Origin of the sequence: Streptomyces sp. NBC_00341 (assembly GCF_041435055.1) — a bacterium.
GTDB lineage: Bacteria > Actinomycetota > Actinomycetes > Streptomycetales > Streptomycetaceae > Streptomyces.
Window position 1 is genome coordinate 586053 of sequence record NZ_CP108002.1, and the last position, 14683, is coordinate 600735.

Consider the following 14683-nt stretch of genomic DNA (forward strand, 5'->3'; position numbering starts at 1 on the left):
TGCTGACGGGTGCCCTGAGCAGGTGATGTGACCGTCACACGATCGAGTCGTTTGTCGGTGTGACGGTTTCCGCCTACGGCTCAGGAAGCATCGAATTCATGCCGATCCACCAACCGCAGCAGCGGTCCTCCGGCAGCAGCGAACGCCCCGGCGTCCCGCAGGCCGAGGCCGCGCTCGTGGAGCACTACCCGCGTCTCGTCCGGCTCGCCTATCTGGTGCTGCCGCCCGCCCTCGGCCGGCACCGCAGGGTGCTGGCCGCCCACGCCTCTGTGCAGCGTGCGCTGCCCGGGGCGGGTACGGCGCCGGAGGCTCCGGCGCCCGCCCGGGTTCCGGAGCAGACCCGAGGCGCCTCCCCCGGGCCCGCTCCGGACGACGGGGTGACCTCCGCCTACGCCTGGATGCGGTTACGTGTCCTGCGCACCGCGCTGGCCCACGAGCGGCGGCCCCGCTGGTGGCCGGGGCGGCTGCCGGCACCGACCGCGCTGCGCCCCTCGCTCCCGGCCGTCTGGGGCCTGCGGCTCTTCCCGCGGGCCGGCGGAGCGGCCGAACTGGCGCTTGACCAGGAGCTGTCGACGGTGTCGGCGGCCGTCAGGGCGGCGTTCGCGCTGCGGCTGCTGGAGGAGCTCGACGAGCCGGAGGCGCAGTCCCTGCTCGCCCGAGCGGACGCGCGGGACCCGGCGAGCGCGGTACGGGCGGCCAGGCGGCTCGGGGCCGGCGACCGTGCGGGGGCCGGGGCGCTGCTGCGTTCCGGGGAGTTCGATCCGTGCGTGCTCCAGACGCGGCCGAGCGATCTGCTGCGGCGCCGGCACCGGATGCGGGTGGTGGCGGGCGTCGCCGCGCTGTGCGTGGTGGCGGGCGGCGTGGTCGCGCTGGCGGAGGAGGGTTCGGCGGTCCGCCTCCCCGACGCCGGGAGCACGCTCGCCCCCGACCTCGATCCGGCGGCGCTGCTGCGCACCGCCGCGCAGGAGTGGGCGGACACCTCCCGCGTCGACTTCACGGCGTGGCCGGCCCGCGGTGACCGCACCGACGACCGGGCGCTGCTCGGCCGGGCGCTGCGGACCTGGGGCCGGACCCCGAAGGCCACCGCGGTCTCGACCACCCCGGGGGCGCTCGCGGTGCCCCCCACCCAGCCGCCTCGGCTGCTGTACGCAGGTGAGGTGGACGGCGCCGCCGTGGTGCTGTTCCACGACGGCGGGGTACGGGTGGTGCGCTACGCGGAGCCGCTGTCCGGGACCGGGGCCCCGGCCCTGGACTTCGCCCGGACCGATGACGCCGATGTGACGACGGGAGCGGCCGTGGTCGTCAGCCGCAGCGGGGACCGTGCCCGCTTTCTGCTGGCGCCCTGGATCTCGGAGTCCACGACGCGTGATCTGCTGCGGCCGGACACCCCGGCGCGCGCGCTGAAGGCGGGGGCGGACGGAGTGACGGCCGCCGTTGCGCGTCCGTCGGCGGACGGCGGCTGCGACTCCTGGCCGGTGATGCAGTTGCGGTCCTCGGAGCGCATCGTGGAGAAGCACGCCTTCCTCGTCACCGACCTGGGCGACCTGACCCCGGTTCACCTCACCTTCACGCCGAAACCCGGCGGCGGCGCACCCGCGCGGCAGCCGAGGGAGGCGACGGGCAGCCCCGCGCTGCTGAGCTGGGCGCGTACCGCGTGCTCGCTGCGGGCGCTGGGCGGCACCGGCGTGCGGGCGGTCAACAACTGGGACTTCGCCGAGCAGCGCCTCCCGGAGGGCGGCGCCCCGGCCCAGTGGGTCTGCACCCGGGCCGACACCTGGCAGGGGCCCGGCCGCGTGCTGGTGCAGTTCCTGGGACCCGCCCCGTCGACGGCCGCCCCGGCGACCGTGGTGGGCGACCAGCGCGACACGGCGCTGTGCAGCCGGTTCGGCCAGCACGTCCTGGGCGGCACGCACTGGAAGGCGCCCTCGGGGCGGTGGTACGTGCTGGCCGCGGGAAGCCGTGCGGTCGACCGGATCCAGGCCACCGGGGCGGTCCGCGCATCGGCCTCCGGCACGACGCTCGCGGTGCGGGCGCCACGTGACGCCTCGGTGGAGCTGAAGGCCCGTCTCCGGGAGGGCGGTTCGCTCACGGCGGTGCGCTGACCGGGCGCCGCGTACGACCGGCCGGAGTCGGCTCAGGTATCGCAGACGACAACTGACAGCATGTCAGATATGGTGACGGCGGCCCGTTCGCCGCCGACCGCACGGGAGGTGCGTTCCATGGCACGCCGACTCCGCTCCGTGGACCTCGACTTCGTCGAGGCCGCACCGCTGAGACTGGTCTTCGCCGCCGAGGTGGCCGCGCCACCCGAGGCCGTCTATCGCGCCCTGGCCGATGACGTCGAGGGCTGGCCCGGCTGGTTCACCCAGCTGACGTCGGCGCGGCCGATCGACGCGGGCGCGGGGCGCGAGGTACGGCTCCGGGGCGGGATCAGGTTCCGGGAGACGATCGTCGCCGCCGAGCCCGGCAGCCGGTACGCCTACCGCATCGACGACTCCAACGCCCCCGGTCTGCAGGCCCTGGTGGAGGAGTGGCTGCTGACCCCGGCCGGTACCGGCACCCGGGTGCAGTGGACCTTCGCCGCCGACGGCTCTGCGCTGTTCCGGTTCACGATGCGGCGGGCGCGGCCTGCGGTGGGCAGGTCGTTCCGGGACGCCGTGCGCAACCTCGGCCGGCGGCTCTCCGGACCGGCCGGGGGCTGAGGAGCGCGGCGGCCCGGAGCACGCACGCGGCGCGAACGGCCTCTCGTGGATCAGGCCTTGCTCCCCTGCGGGCCGGGCCAGCTGCCGGTGTTCAGGAAGTGGTCGATGGTCCGGGTGTACGGCGCGATGTCCAGGCCCTGCGCGGCCAGCCAGGAGTCGGAGTAGTACTTGTCGAGGTAGCGGTCGCCGGGGTCGCAGATCAGGGTGACGATGCTGCCGGTGGCGCCCTGTGCCAGCATCTCCGCAACCAGCTTGAACGCGCTCCACAGCCCCGTTCCGGTGGAACCGCCGGCCTTGCGCCCGATGGACCGCTCCAGCGCACGCACGGCCGCGACCGTGGCCGCGTCCGGGACCTTCATCATCCGGTCGATGGCTCCCGGGACGAAGCTCGGCTCCATCCGGGGCCGGCCGATGCCCTCGATGCGCGATCCGCAGTCGCTGGTGGCCAGCGGGTCGTGACGGGTCCAGCCGTCGAAGAAACAGGAGTTCTCCGGGTCGGGCACACAGATCCGGGTGTCGTGCTGCATGTAGTGCACGTACCGCGCGATGGTCGCGGACGTGCCGCCGGTACCCGCCGTGGCGACGATCCAGGCGGGCTCCGGGTACCGCTCCAGCCGCAGCTGCTGGTAGATCGACTCCGCGATGTTGTTGTTGCCGCGCCAGTCCGTGGCCCGCTCGGCATAGGTGAACTGGTCCATGTAGTGGCCGCCGGACTCCGCCGCGAGCGTGGCGGACTCCTCGTACAGCCTGCGCGAGTCGTCCACGAAGTGGCAGCGGCCACCGTGGAATTCGATGAGCCGGCACTTCTCGGGGCTGGTGGTGCGGGGCATCACGGCGATGAACGGCACCCCGATCAGCTTGGCGAAGTACGCCTCCGAGACGGCGGTCGAACCGCTCGACGCCTCGATCACCGGCTTTCCGGGGCGGATCCAGCCGTTGCAGAGCCCGTAGAGGAAGAGCGAGCGCGCCAGCCGGTGCTTGAGACTGCCGGTGGGGTGCGTCGACTCGTCCTTGAGATAGAGGTCGATGCCCCAGCTCTCGGGCAGCGGGAAGCGCAGCAGATGTGTGTCGGCCGAGCGGTTGGCATCGGCCTGGACCTTGCGTACGGCTTCCTTGAGCCAGGCCCGGTACGCGAGGTCGGTGCGGTCGATGTCGGCGGTCGCCACCGCTTCGCCGTCGTGTCCGTGCTCACTTCTGTTCTCACTCGTGTTCATCAGTGCGCTCCTCGTGCGACCGGTCTCGGCGCGCCCCACGATATGCCCCCTACCTGCACAAACATTGACTTTGATACTCCATAGCCCCGCCTTGGTGTTGCGGACGGGGCGCCTGCGGAAGCCGCCGCGGCGCGAATGCGTCATTGCGCCCCACCCCGGTCTGGTGCAGCCGGTCCGGGTTGTGCACACTTTCATTCGGGGGCGTGACGAAGGGGGCGAAGGGGCCATGTCCGAAACGGAGTTCAGTGAGACAGGCGTACGGATCGACCGGTGGGCGCGCTCGCTCTCACGGGCTGGGCAGGTGACCGTCAAGGACGGCCGGCTGGCGCTGCTGACCAGCTACGGCCGGGAGATCGACAGCGCACCGGTGGGGACGGTGAGCACGGGCAGAGCGTGGTTCTCCGGCGCGGACGCGACGGTGGCACGGGTCAACGGGACGCGGTACCGGCTGACGATGCCGCGCCGCCCGGGAAAGCCCGACGAGGCCGGTCCCGCGCGCCGGTTCCTCGAAGCGCTGCGCGGGGCGGCCGCCGCGCGCGGCTGACGGAGCGGCGCGACGGGGACACCGCGAGTTGCGGAGCCGGAACCCCTGAGCGACATTGGAGTCACGTCACTCATGGTTTACCGGCGGTCACACTGTGATCCAGGCCGCCGGCCCGGAATCAGCGGTCAGCCATCCGCTGAATCCGTCCCTTCGTCTTCTTCCGGACCTATTTCGGGGAGTCGCAGCCGTGATCAGCGAGCCAAGCAGGCACTGCACGGTGGAGCTCCAGGCCCTGCCGTCGCGGATCGGTCAGGTCCGCAGAATCATCTCGGCGCAATTGCGCTACTGGCATCTCGATCCCTTGATCGACCAGGCAGCGCTGGGCGTCACGGAACTCCTGACCAATGTCCACCGGCATGCACAGCCGGACAAATCCTGCACCGTCGAGGTCGAGTTGCTGCTCGAACGGCTGACGGTGTCCGTCCACGACCACGACCCACGGCTGCCGACCGTGCGCGAGGCCGACGACTCCGCCACGTCGGGGCGCGGACTCGCACTGATCGCCGCGGTCAGCGAGAGCTGGGGTGTCCGCCCCCGGGGCGGAGCCGGAAAGATCGTCTGGTTCACCCTTCCGGCCCCTTCCCTGTTCGCCGTCCAGCCACCGCATTCGGTGTACGGGGCGACGACCGACGGACCGTTCGACCTGAGCGGGATCATGGCGCCGGAGGGTGTGCAGCCCTCGGTGGCACGGTCCGTGTCGGTCGGCTGACACGGCAGGAGCGGGACGCCTCCCGTGGCGTCCCGCTCCTGCCGTGGTGAGAGCGGATTCGACCCTCCCCCCACGTCAGGCCCAAGACTGTCCGGCAGTCGACCGGGGCAACAAGGTCCGCCCCCTCAGACGCTGCGGGCGGCAGCCCGCCGGTGGCGGTCATACCGCACTACCCCTGCCGCGGGTGCCGAACTGCTCGTCGAGGACGGAGAGGCGGCGCCAGTAGTCGTCCTCGTCGATCTCTCCGGCGGCGAAGCGGCGCCCGAGCATGTCGATCGGGGAGGGGCCGGAGGGGCCGGCCTGTCCGGCTCCGAACTGCCAGGGTCCGCGCCTGCCGCGCCGGACGGTGCGTCGTACGACCGTGACGACGCCGATGACGACGGCCGCCCAGATGAGCGGGAAGAGGAGGATCCACGGTCCGGGTCCCCCGTTGAAGGCCAGGGTGTTCATCTCGGTCAGCTCCTCGGTTCGGGGTTCGCGTTCTGCTGTCACCTCCGATCCTGGCTCCGGGGAGGGGCACGCGTCGTCGTACGGCCAGCGGCAGTACGCGTACCCCCTCGGGAGTAGACGGCGGGCGGGCGGCTGCTCCCGCCCGCTGCCGCGGCTTCCCGATCATCGGCCATGAATTCTGTACCTACTAGTATGTACAGTGTCTTCATGAGCACTCCGGACCGACTGATCGAAGCCACCCAGGAGCTCCTGTGGGAGCGCGGATATGTGGGCACGAGCCCCAAGGCCATCCAGCAGCGGGCGGACGCCGGCCAGGGCAGCATGTACCACCACTTCAGCGGAAAGCCCGAGCTGGCTCTCGCCGCCATCCGGCGTACGTCCGCCGAGATGCGCGAGACGGCCGGCCGCACCTTCGACTCGCCCGGCTCCGCGTACGAGCGCATCTCGCGCTACCTGCTGCGTGAGCGCGATGTGCTGCGGGGCTGCCCGGTGGGGCGGCTGACGATGGACCCGGACGTCATCGTGAGCGACGAACTGCGCTCCCCCGTCGACGAGACGATCGGGTGGCTGCGCGGCAGGCTGGCCGAGATCGTCCAGGAGGGCCTGGACCGGGGCGAGTTCACCCACGCCCTGGTGCCCGACGACATCGCGGCGACGATCGTCGCGACCGTGCAGGGCGGCTACGTACTGGCCCGCGCCTCCGGCTCGACGGACGCCTTCGACGCCGCCGTCCGGGGACTGCTCACACTGCTCGCCCCCGCTACGGCTGCCGGCTGACCTACCGTCACACGCGACCGACCGTACAAGGAGCACCCCGCACATGCGCATCACCAGAAACCGCCCGGACACGCAGGCCGGACCGCCCGGACACTTCACCGGCAGCGTCTGGCTCGACGAGCTCGCGGCGCCCGAACAGCCTTCCCGACTCAGGGCGTTCAGCGTGCACTTCGCCCCGGGCGGGCACACCGCCTGGCACACCCACCCGCACGGCCAGGTCCTCCATGTCACCGAGGGCGAGGGCCTGGTGCAGCGCCGGGGCGGTCCGGTGGAGCCGATCCGGGCGGGCGACACCGTGTGGATCGAGCCGGACGAATGGCACTGGCACGGCGCCGCACCCCGCACCTTCATGACCCATCTGGCCCTCGTCGAGGCGGCCGAGGACGGCTCAACCATCCACTGGCACCCCGACGCCGGCGTCGCCGAATACCCGGCGGCCTGAGGAGCAGACGATGCACGCCATGCAGTACGAGATCACGCTTCCCGCCGACTACGACATGGGCATCATCCGGGACCGGGTGGCGACCAAGGGCCACCTCCTGGACGACTTCCCCGGACTCGGCATCAAGGCCTACCTGATCCGGGAGCGTGGCGAGGACTCGCCGGTCAACCAGTACGCGCCGTTCTACCTGTGGTCGACGCCCGAGGGCATGAACTCCTTCCTCTGGGGCTCCGGATTCCAGGGCGTCGTGCGGGACTTCGGGCGTCCCGAGGTGCGGCACTGGACAGGGCTGTCGTTCGCGCAGGGCCCCTCGTCGGCCGCGCTCCCCCGCTCAGCCACCCGCCGCCGCGCTCCCGTTCCGGCGTCGGCCGCCCCGGCGGACGCCGTCGAAGCCGCGCTGGAGGAGAGCCGCCGGCTCGCGAAGGCGCCCGGCGCCGTCGTCACGGCGCTCGCCGTGGACCCCCGCCACTGGGAGCTGGTCCACTTCACCCTCTGGGACGGTCCCGCGCCCGAGGAGCCCGGCGAGCGCTTCGAGGTGCTCCACGTCAGCCGGCCGGAACGCGAGGAGCTCAGGGAGGGGCGCCAGTGGTAGCCACGGTCCGCACTGTTCTCGGGGACGTCCCCGCCGGGGAACTGGGCGTGTGCGACGCCCACGACCACCTCTTCCTGCGCAGCCCCCTGCTGCCGGGCCAGGAGCTGACGGACCAACGGGACGCCGCCCGACGACTGGGTTCCTTCGGGGAGTTGGGCGGACGCACGGTGGTGCAGTGGACGCCGCACGGGATGGGCCGCGGCGCCGGATCGCTGGCCGCGCTGTCCCGTTCGACGGGCGTGCACGTGGTGGCGGCCACCGGGCTGCACCAGGCGGCGCACTATCCGCCCGCGCGGCTCGACCGCATCCGGGACCGGCTCGCCCCGCTCTTCGTCGCGGAGCTCACGGAGGGCATCGGCTCCACCGGGGTACGGGCGGGGCTCATCAAGGTCGCCGGGGCGTTCCACGCGGTCGACGCGCACGCCCGGCTCACCATGACGGCGGCGGCCGAGGCGCATCACCGCACCGGCGCGCCGATCGCCGTCCATCTGGAGCTGGGCACCGCCGCGCTCGATGTGCTGGATCTGTTCTGCGGGGAGCTGGGCGTCGCGCCGCAGCGGGTGATCCTCGGCCATCCGGGCCGCTCACCGGACGGTGCCGTGCAGCGGGACGCGGCGCGGGCGGGGGCGTTCCTCGCGTTCGACGGTCCGTCCCGGGCGCACCACGCGACGGACTGGCGGCTGCCCTCGGAACTGGCGGCGCTGGCCGAGGCGGGGTTCGGCGGGCAGTTGCTGCTGGGCGGCGACACCACCGTGCCGGAGACGCCGGGCATGCCGTACCTGCTGCGCCGGCTGCGTCCGCGCCTGGAGGAGGCCCTGGGGGCGGAGCTCATGGAGGCGGCGCTGGTCGGCAACCCGGCACGGGCGTTCGCGTTCGGACCGGTCCGGGAGGCCTGAGGGTCGGCGGGGCGCGGCCTCTCAGTCCCGTCCGCTCAAGCGAGTGCGATCAGGGGGTCTTCTCCGCTCAGGCGAGTGCGACCAGAGGGTCGTCCAGCACCGGCTGCCAGGCCAGCTCCGCCGCGCCGACCAGGCTGTTGTGGTCAAGGGTGCAGGGCAGGATCGGGACACTGCCGCTGCGCCCCCACAGGCTGCGGTCGGCGACCACGGCCCGAAGCCGTTCCGGGTCGGCGTCGAGCAGCGCGCGGTGCAGTCCGCCGAGGATGATCCGGTCCGGGTTGAGGATGTTGACCAGACCGGCGAGACCGAGTCCCAGACGGTCGATCAGCTCCTCGGCGGCGACGCGCACCGCCACGTCGTCGTACTCGTTGCGCAGCAGGTCCCCGGACTGCTTGAGGAGCGACTCCTCGGGGCCGGGCCGCCGCCCGGCCGCGGTGAGGAAGGCGAGCGGGTCGGTCTCGACGTCGAGGCAGCCCCGGCCTCCGCAGTGGCAGGGCCTGCCCTCCGGGTTGACCGTGAGGTGGCCGACCTCCAGGGCCAGCCCGGAACTCCCGCTGTGCAGACGGCCGTCCAGGACGAGCGCGCCGCCGACGCCGCGGTGGCCGGTGGCCACGCAGAGCAGATGCTGGGCGCCTCGCCCGGCTCCGTGCCGGTGCTCGGCGAGCGCGGCGAGGTTGACGTCGTTGCCGGTGAACGCCGGTCCCGCGATGCCCGCCTCACGGACGCATGTGGCGAAGATCTCGCGGACCGGGGCGCCCGCCGGCCAGGCGATGTGGAGGGGGTTGAGGGCGGTGCCCTCCGGCTCGGCCACCGCGGACGGCACGGCGAGTCCGGCCCCCACGCACCGCAGCCCGCTGTCCCGCAGCAACCGGGCGCAGTCGTCGACGACTTCACCGATGACCTGCGCCGGGTCCGCGGTGATGGTGACGCAGCCGGGGGCGGTCGCGACGAGGCGGCCGCCCAGTCCGACCAGTGCGGCCCGGAAGCCGTCCGCGTGGACCTGGGCCGCGACGGCCACCGGCCCGGACTCCCGCACCGCCAGCCGGTGCGAGGGGCGCCCCTGCGAGCCCGCCGCGGAACCGGGGCTGGAGTCCACCCTGATCAGGCCGAGCGCCTCCAGCTCGGCGGCGACCGCGCCCGCCGTGGCGCGGGTGACACCGAGCTCCGAGGTGAGGACCGCACGGGTGGGCGCGCGTCCGGTATGGACCAGTTCCAGCGCGGGGCCGAGCGCGCTGCGGCCCCTCTCCAACTTCGTCCGGGTGTGGGTCACCTTGCCGTTCATGGGGGCGAGTCTCCCATGATCCGGAGGTGTTGCCGACGCCGCGGTGGCCGGGTTCACCCCTTGCGCGACGCCCGTCGGCAGCCACCTTGCGCCCGTTGTCCGCAGGCCTCTATGCTGACTTTGTGCCGCAACTAAACAAACTGCGGACGGCCCTGCCGGGGGGACCGGGCGGCAACCCCGCCCCACCCTCGTCCTCCCGTCTCCGTACCGCACTGACCGTGTTCTTCGCCCTCGACGGGTTCATCTTCGCCGGCTGGGTGGTCCGTATCCCGGCCATCAAGCACCAGACCGGCGCCTCGGCCGCCACCCTCGGCCTCGCGCTCCTCGGCGTGTCCGCCGGCGCCGTGATCACCATGATGCTCACCGGCAGGCTCTGCCACCGCTTCGGCAGCCATACGGTGACCGTGGTCTGCGGAGTCCTGCTCCCGCTCAGCATCGCGCTGCCCGCACAGACCCACTCGGCACTCTCACTCGGCCTGGTACTGCTGGTGTTCGGCGCCGCGTACGGCGGGATGAACGTGGCGATGAACAGCGCGGCGGTGGATCTCGTCAACGCGCTGCGGCGACCCGTGATGCCCAGCTTCCACGCCGCGTTCAGCCTCGGCGGCATGATCGGCGCCGGGCTCGGCGGACTGGTCGCGGGCGGCCTCTCCCCCTCCGCGCATCTCCTGATCCTGACCGGTTTCGGACTGCTCGTGACCGCCTTCGCGGGCCCCGTACTGCTCCGGCACACCGTCGCGAAGCCTCCGGCGGAGTCGGCCGCGAGCAGCGAGCGCCCCAAGCGCCTGGGCGGGCGGGCCCGCCGTGTGGTGCTCCTCTTCGGCATGATCGCGCTCTGCACGGCCTACGGCGAGGGCGCCCTGGCCGACTGGGGCGCGCTCCACCTGGAGCAGGACCTGCACGCCCATCCCGGGATCGCGGCGGCGGGCTACTCGCTGTTCGCCCTGGCCATGACGGCGGGCCGGCTCACCGGTACGGCGCTGCTCGAACGGCTCGGCCAGACCCGGACCCTGGTCGCGGGCGGCGGCACCGCCGCGGCGGGCATGCTGCTCGGCGCGCTCGCTCCGACCACCTGGCTCGCGCTGCTCGGGTTCGCGATCACCGGGCTCGGGCTGGCCAACATCTTCCCCGTCGCGGTCAGCAGGGCCGGTGAGCTGGCGGGTCCCGGCGGGGTGGCCGCGGCCTCGACGCTCGGTTACGGCGGAATGCTGCTCGGCCCGCCCGCGATCGGGTTCCTCACCGACTGGTTCTCGCTGCCCGCGGCCCTCACCACCGTGACCCTGCTGGCGGCCGCGGCGGCGGCGCTGGGGTACGCCGCCCGCAATGTGTCGCATACCGTCACGAGTGAGTAGCCGTACTCAGGCAGGAACGGTTCCCCGGACGCACGATGGAGAGGTCAGCCACCAAAGGGGAGCAACGATGAACAAGACGGTTACGACCACGCAGCACCTCCGCACAGTCGCGCGCCTGACCTTCGGCAACGCCGCGTCACTGATCTATCTGGGGGTGGTCGCGGCCACCGCCGTGTTCGTCACGGTGGACACGCTGTTCGTCGCCCACGAGGACGCCTCGTTCTCCGGAGTCTGGCTCTTCTTCCTGGCCGCCCCCACCGTGTTCCTCTTCCTCATCCTCGACAGCACGTTGTGGGGAGCGGATTCGGCCGGACCCGACTGGTACATGTACCTGGCCCTGATCGTGTCCGTGCTCGTGCAGTCGTTCGTCCTCGGCTGGTTCGTACGTCTGCTGCGCGGGGGCGCGGGGCGGACGCGCTCGCGCTCGGCCCACCCGCAGGGCGCCTGACCACTGGCACAATCCCTGCCATGGACATCGCGGACCACATCAACACCCTGGCCGAAGAAGGCCGGTTGCTGGCCGAGGCCGCCACGGAGGCCGGGACCGGGGCGCCCGTGCCGACCTGCCCGGACTGGCAGGTTCGGGATCTGCTGCGGCACACCGCGATGGTGCACGCCTGGGCGACCGCCTTCGTGACCGAGGGGCACACCACGTACGTCCGCGGCCCCGCCGAACCGGACCTGGACGGCCCCGAGCTGCTCGACCGGTTCCGCGAGGGGCACCGCCGACTGCTGGACGCCCTGGAGGGCGCGTCGCCGGACCTGCGGTGCTGGACCTTCTTCGCCGCGCCTTCGCCGCTCACCTTCTGGGCGCGGCGGCAGGCGCACGAGACGGCCATCCACCGGGTCGACGCGGAGTCCGCACGGGGCGGCAAGCTGTCCCCGGTGGCAGCCGCGCACGCCGCGGACGGCGTCGATGAACTGCTCCGCGGCTTCCACGCCCGCCCGAAGACCCGGCTGCGCACCGAGTTGCCCCGCACACTGCGGGTCCGGTCCACCGACACCGGCGCGGTGTGGACCGTGGCGCTCTCGGCGGATCCGCCGCGAACCGTACGCGGGACCGGGGCACCGACGGACCACGCCGTGGACGGCGCTGCGGACTGCGAACTGAGCGGCACGGCCCGGGATCTGTATCTCTCGCTCTGGAACCGGCTGCCGCTCACCACCCTCACCGTGACCGGTGACCCCGCTCTCGCCCGGCTGTGGCAGGAGAATTCCGCGGTCAACTAGATCCCGGCGCCCGCCCCCGCCGCAGGAGCCCCGCTTCGCGCCGGAGGCGGGGTTGCCCGCCTGTCATCTCGGCTGTGAAACTCCGGACATGGGACACCGAAGCCAGGCCGACCGGGACGCCATGACCGTCGAGATCGGTTTCGCCGTACTGACCGGGGCCGTGCTGGCCGCCGTGGCGTTCGTCATGGTCTGCGTCCCCACCGCCTTCCTCGCACCGCACGACGGCCTGCGGTCCGTGCTGCTGATGGTCGCGGCAAGCGTGGCGGCACTCGTCTTCATGGGGCGGGTCATCGACGTGCTGTGGCGGTTCGGCCGCCGGGACTCCGCCGTGGAGCTGGGCTCCGCCCGACCGGCGAGTGGTGCGGCAGGTGGTACCGCACGCGGTCCGGCACATGGTCCCGCGGCGCCGGATCAGCCCAGCCAGCCGGGGCGTACGAGGCCCGACTCGTAGGCGAGCACCACCAGTTGGGCCCGGTCGCGGGCGCCGAGCTTCACCATGGTCCGGCTCACGTGGGTCTTGGCCGTGAGCGGGCTGACGACGAGCCTGCGGGCGATCTCCTCGTTGGAGAGCCCTATGCCGACCAGAGCCATCACCTCCCGTTCCCGTTCGGTCAGTTCGCTCAGGCCCGTAGCCGCCACGGGTTCCTTGGAACGGGCCGCGAACTCCGCGATCAGCCGGCGGGTGACGCCCGGGGACAGCAGCGCGTCACCGGCGACGACCGCCCGGACGGCCCGCAGCAGCTCTTCCGGCTCGGTGTCCTTCACCAGGAAACCGGATGCTCCGGAGCGGATCGCCTCGAAGACGTACTCGTCGAGCTCGAAGGTGGTGAGCATGACCACCTTCACCTCGTTCAGCGCGGGGTCCCCGGTGATGGCGCGGGTCGCGGCGAGGCCGTCGAGACGCGGCATCCGGATGTCCATCAGTACGGTGTCCGGCCGCAGTTCGCGCACCAGCAGGACGGCCTCCTCGCCGTCGGCCGCCTCGCCCGCCACCTCGATGTCCGGCTGGGCGTCCAGGAGGGCCCGGAATCCCGCCCGGACCAGCAGCTGGTCATCGGCGAGCAGTACGCGGATCACGGTGTCTCCTTTTCGTGCGGGGGTGCCCCGCCGGTCGTGCCGGGCGGCAGCGGAAGTTCGGCTCGCACCCGCCAGCCGCCGTCGGGCCGGGTCCCCGCCTCGATCGTGCCACCCAGCGCCGCGGCCCGCTCCCGCATGCCCGCCAGTCCGTTGCCGCTGCCCCCGGCGTCGCTGCCGGTGGCGGGTCCCCGGTCGTCGATCCGGAGCCGGATGCGGCCGTGCTCGTACCGGACCGCGACCTGTGCGGTACGCGAACCGGAGTGCCGCACCACATTCGTCAGCGCCTCCTGCACGATCCGGAACGCGGCCAGGTCCGCACCGGGCGGCACGGCGCCGCGTGCGCCGTCCGTCGTGACGGTGACGGTCAGGCCGGTGCTCGCGGCCTGCTCCACCAGCTCGGGCAGTCCGTCGAGTCCGGGGGCCGGTGCCCTCGGCGCGTCCCCAGGGGTGCGAAGCGTGTCGAGGACCTGTCTGACCTCACCGAGCGCCTCCTTGCTGGCGGCCTTGATGGTGGTGAGCGCCGTGCGGGCCTGCTCGGGGTCGGAGTCGAGCAGGGCGAGGCCGACCCCGGCCTGGACGTTGATGACGGAGATGCTGTGGGCGAGGACGTCGTGCAGTTCCCGGGCCATCCGCAGGCGCTCCTCGTCGGCCCGCCGCCTCTCCGCGGCGGCCCGTTCCATCCGCTGCGCCGCCCACTGCTCGCGGCGGACCCGGACGAACTCCGCGGCGGCGACGATCGCCACCACCCAGGCGGCGACCCCCACTTCCTGCCCCCAGGGCGGGGCCGAGTCGCCCGAGGGAGGCAGCCACCGGTAGAGCCAGTGGGCGACCAGCAGATGCCCCAGCCACACCATGCCGACGGCCGACCACGCGGCCCGGCGGTGCCCGGCGACGACGGCGCTGAAGCAGCCCACGGCGACGGCCAGGAAGACCGGCCCGTACGGATATCCGGCACCGAGATAGACCATCGCCGCGGCCGAACTCACGAAGACGGCCACGACGGGGTGACGGTGGCGCACCAGCAGCACGGCCACCGAGACGAGGAGCAGAAGCCGGGCGAAGAGGTCCAGCGGGGCCTTCTCGCCGAGCTGGCCGTGGGCCGCGATGTTCGACCCGACCATGACGACGACGCCGAGCAGCAGGGTCGACACCCACGGCAGACGAGCGGCGGACATTCCCGGTGCTCCGGTCAGCCAGCGCGGCGGCCCGCCATGGCTCCAGGGCGTGCCGGGCCCGTGGGGACCCCCCGTCCCGCCGCCCGTCCCGCCGTGCGCCCACGGCCGTCGCCGCGGCGGTCCGCCCCGGTCGCCCGGGGGACCGCCGCTTTCCTGTGAGCGCTGCTCTTCCATGCCGGTCACGCTAGACCGCGGACCACCCCACGGGCGTCCGCCAGGCGTGGCGATCACCCGTACTCCC

At 72.9% G+C, this 14683-nt stretch carries 17 protein-coding genes; 12 read left to right on the forward strand and 5 right to left on the reverse strand.

Features of this window, described 5'->3' with window-relative positions; translation table 11 throughout:
• Nucleotides 1-98 precede the first annotated feature (98 nt).
• On the forward strand, nucleotides 99-2102 hold the full coding sequence (locus tag OG892_RS02680; protein WP_371628354.1) for a hypothetical protein: 2004 nt from the start codon (nucleotides 99-101) through the stop codon (nucleotides 2100-2102).
• 117 nt (nucleotides 2103-2219) lie between these two features.
• Nucleotides 2220-2702, forward strand: a complete 483-nt coding sequence (locus OG892_RS02685) for an SRPBCC family protein (protein WP_371628355.1) — start codon at nucleotides 2220-2222, stop codon at nucleotides 2700-2702.
• Between the two features lie 50 nt (nucleotides 2703-2752).
• Here the strand turns inward: OG892_RS02685 and OG892_RS02690 are convergent, their stop codons facing one another.
• A complete protein-coding gene (locus OG892_RS02690) occupies nucleotides 2753-3916 on the reverse strand; it encodes a PLP-dependent cysteine synthase family protein (RefSeq protein ID WP_371628356.1) in 1164 nt (387 codons plus the stop codon).
• Nucleotides 3917-4142: 226 nt separating this feature from the next.
• Between OG892_RS02690 and OG892_RS02695 the strand changes: the two genes are divergently transcribed.
• Together OG892_RS02695 and OG892_RS02700 are read left to right on the forward strand one after the other, a co-directional pair.
• Entirely contained in the window at nucleotides 4143-4460 is a 318-nt protein-coding gene (locus OG892_RS02695; protein WP_073738094.1) for a hypothetical protein, read from the forward strand.
• 187 nt (nucleotides 4461-4647) lie between these two features.
• Complete coding sequence (locus OG892_RS02700) at nucleotides 4648-5169, forward strand: ATP-binding protein (protein ID WP_199884505.1); 522 nt, start codon at nucleotides 4648-4650, stop codon at nucleotides 5167-5169.
• 159 nt (nucleotides 5170-5328) lie between these two features.
• Here OG892_RS02700 and OG892_RS02705 read toward each other — a convergent pair whose 3' ends face one another.
• Complete coding sequence (locus OG892_RS02705; RefSeq protein ID WP_073738095.1) at nucleotides 5329-5619, reverse strand: SHOCT domain-containing protein; 291 nt, start codon at nucleotides 5617-5619, stop codon at nucleotides 5329-5331.
• 207 nt (nucleotides 5620-5826) lie between these two features.
• Here OG892_RS02705 and OG892_RS02710 point away from each other — a divergent pair, with 207 nt between their 5' ends.
• The 4 genes from OG892_RS02710 to OG892_RS02725 are packed head-to-tail and all read left to right on the forward strand — an operon-like array spanning nucleotide 5827 to nucleotide 8326.
• Nucleotides 5827-6396 (forward strand): TetR/AcrR family transcriptional regulator, encoded by a 570-nt coding sequence (locus OG892_RS02710; protein ID WP_371628357.1) that lies wholly within the window; start codon nucleotides 5827-5829, stop codon nucleotides 6394-6396.
• 43 nt (nucleotides 6397-6439) lie between these two features.
• The gene (locus tag OG892_RS02715; protein ID WP_328868033.1) at nucleotides 6440-6838 is read left to right on the forward strand and encodes a cupin domain-containing protein; all 399 of its coding nucleotides are present in this window, start codon (nucleotides 6440-6442) and stop codon (nucleotides 6836-6838) included.
• A gap of 10 nt (nucleotides 6839-6848) precedes the next feature.
• On the forward strand, nucleotides 6849-7430 hold the full coding sequence (locus tag OG892_RS02720) for a DUF4865 family protein (protein WP_328868032.1): 582 nt from the start codon (nucleotides 6849-6851) through the stop codon (nucleotides 7428-7430).
• On the forward strand, nucleotides 7424-8326 hold the full coding sequence (locus tag OG892_RS02725) for a phosphotriesterase (RefSeq protein ID WP_371628358.1): 903 nt from the start codon (nucleotides 7424-7426) through the stop codon (nucleotides 8324-8326). The genes OG892_RS02720 and OG892_RS02725 overlap by 7 nt, the downstream gene beginning before the upstream one ends.
• 67 nt (nucleotides 8327-8393) lie before the next feature.
• On the opposite strand, the gene OG892_RS02730 is transcribed toward OG892_RS02725, so the two are convergent.
• Entirely contained in the window at nucleotides 8394-9608 is a 1215-nt protein-coding gene (locus tag OG892_RS02730) for an ROK family protein (RefSeq protein ID WP_073738100.1), read from the reverse strand.
• A 122-nt stretch (nucleotides 9609-9730) separates the two neighbouring features.
• On the opposite strand from OG892_RS02730, the gene OG892_RS02735 reads away from it, so the two are divergent.
• The 4 genes from OG892_RS02735 (at nucleotide 9731) to OG892_RS02750 (ending at nucleotide 12641) form a co-directional block, all read left to right on the forward strand.
• On the forward strand, nucleotides 9731-10960 hold the full coding sequence (locus OG892_RS02735) for an MFS transporter (protein WP_073738101.1): 1230 nt from the start codon (nucleotides 9731-9733) through the stop codon (nucleotides 10958-10960).
• A 67-nt stretch (nucleotides 10961-11027) separates the two neighbouring features.
• Entirely contained in the window at nucleotides 11028-11408 is a 381-nt protein-coding gene (locus tag OG892_RS02740; RefSeq protein ID WP_073738102.1) for an SCO4225 family membrane protein, read from the forward strand.
• A gap of 20 nt (nucleotides 11409-11428) precedes the next feature.
• Nucleotides 11429-12190, forward strand: coding sequence for a maleylpyruvate isomerase family mycothiol-dependent enzyme (locus tag OG892_RS02745; protein ID WP_371628359.1), 762 nt, complete (start codon nucleotides 11429-11431; stop codon nucleotides 12188-12190).
• An 88-nt stretch (nucleotides 12191-12278) separates the two neighbouring features.
• On the forward strand, nucleotides 12279-12641 hold the full coding sequence (locus OG892_RS02750) for a DUF6332 family protein (RefSeq protein WP_371628360.1): 363 nt from the start codon (nucleotides 12279-12281) through the stop codon (nucleotides 12639-12641).
• Here OG892_RS02750 and OG892_RS02755 read toward each other — a convergent pair.
• Together OG892_RS02755 and OG892_RS02760 are read right to left on the reverse strand one after the other, a co-directional pair.
• Complete coding sequence (locus OG892_RS02755; protein WP_371628361.1) at nucleotides 12602-13267, reverse strand: response regulator; 666 nt, start codon at nucleotides 13265-13267, stop codon at nucleotides 12602-12604. The two genes, OG892_RS02750 and OG892_RS02755, sit on opposite strands and share 40 nt — an antisense overlap.
• Entirely contained in the window at nucleotides 13264-14616 is a 1353-nt protein-coding gene (locus OG892_RS02760; protein WP_371628362.1) for a sensor histidine kinase, read from the reverse strand. Before OG892_RS02760 ends, OG892_RS02755 begins: the two co-directional genes overlap by 4 nt.
• Between the last annotated feature and the right edge of the window lie 67 nt (nucleotides 14617-14683).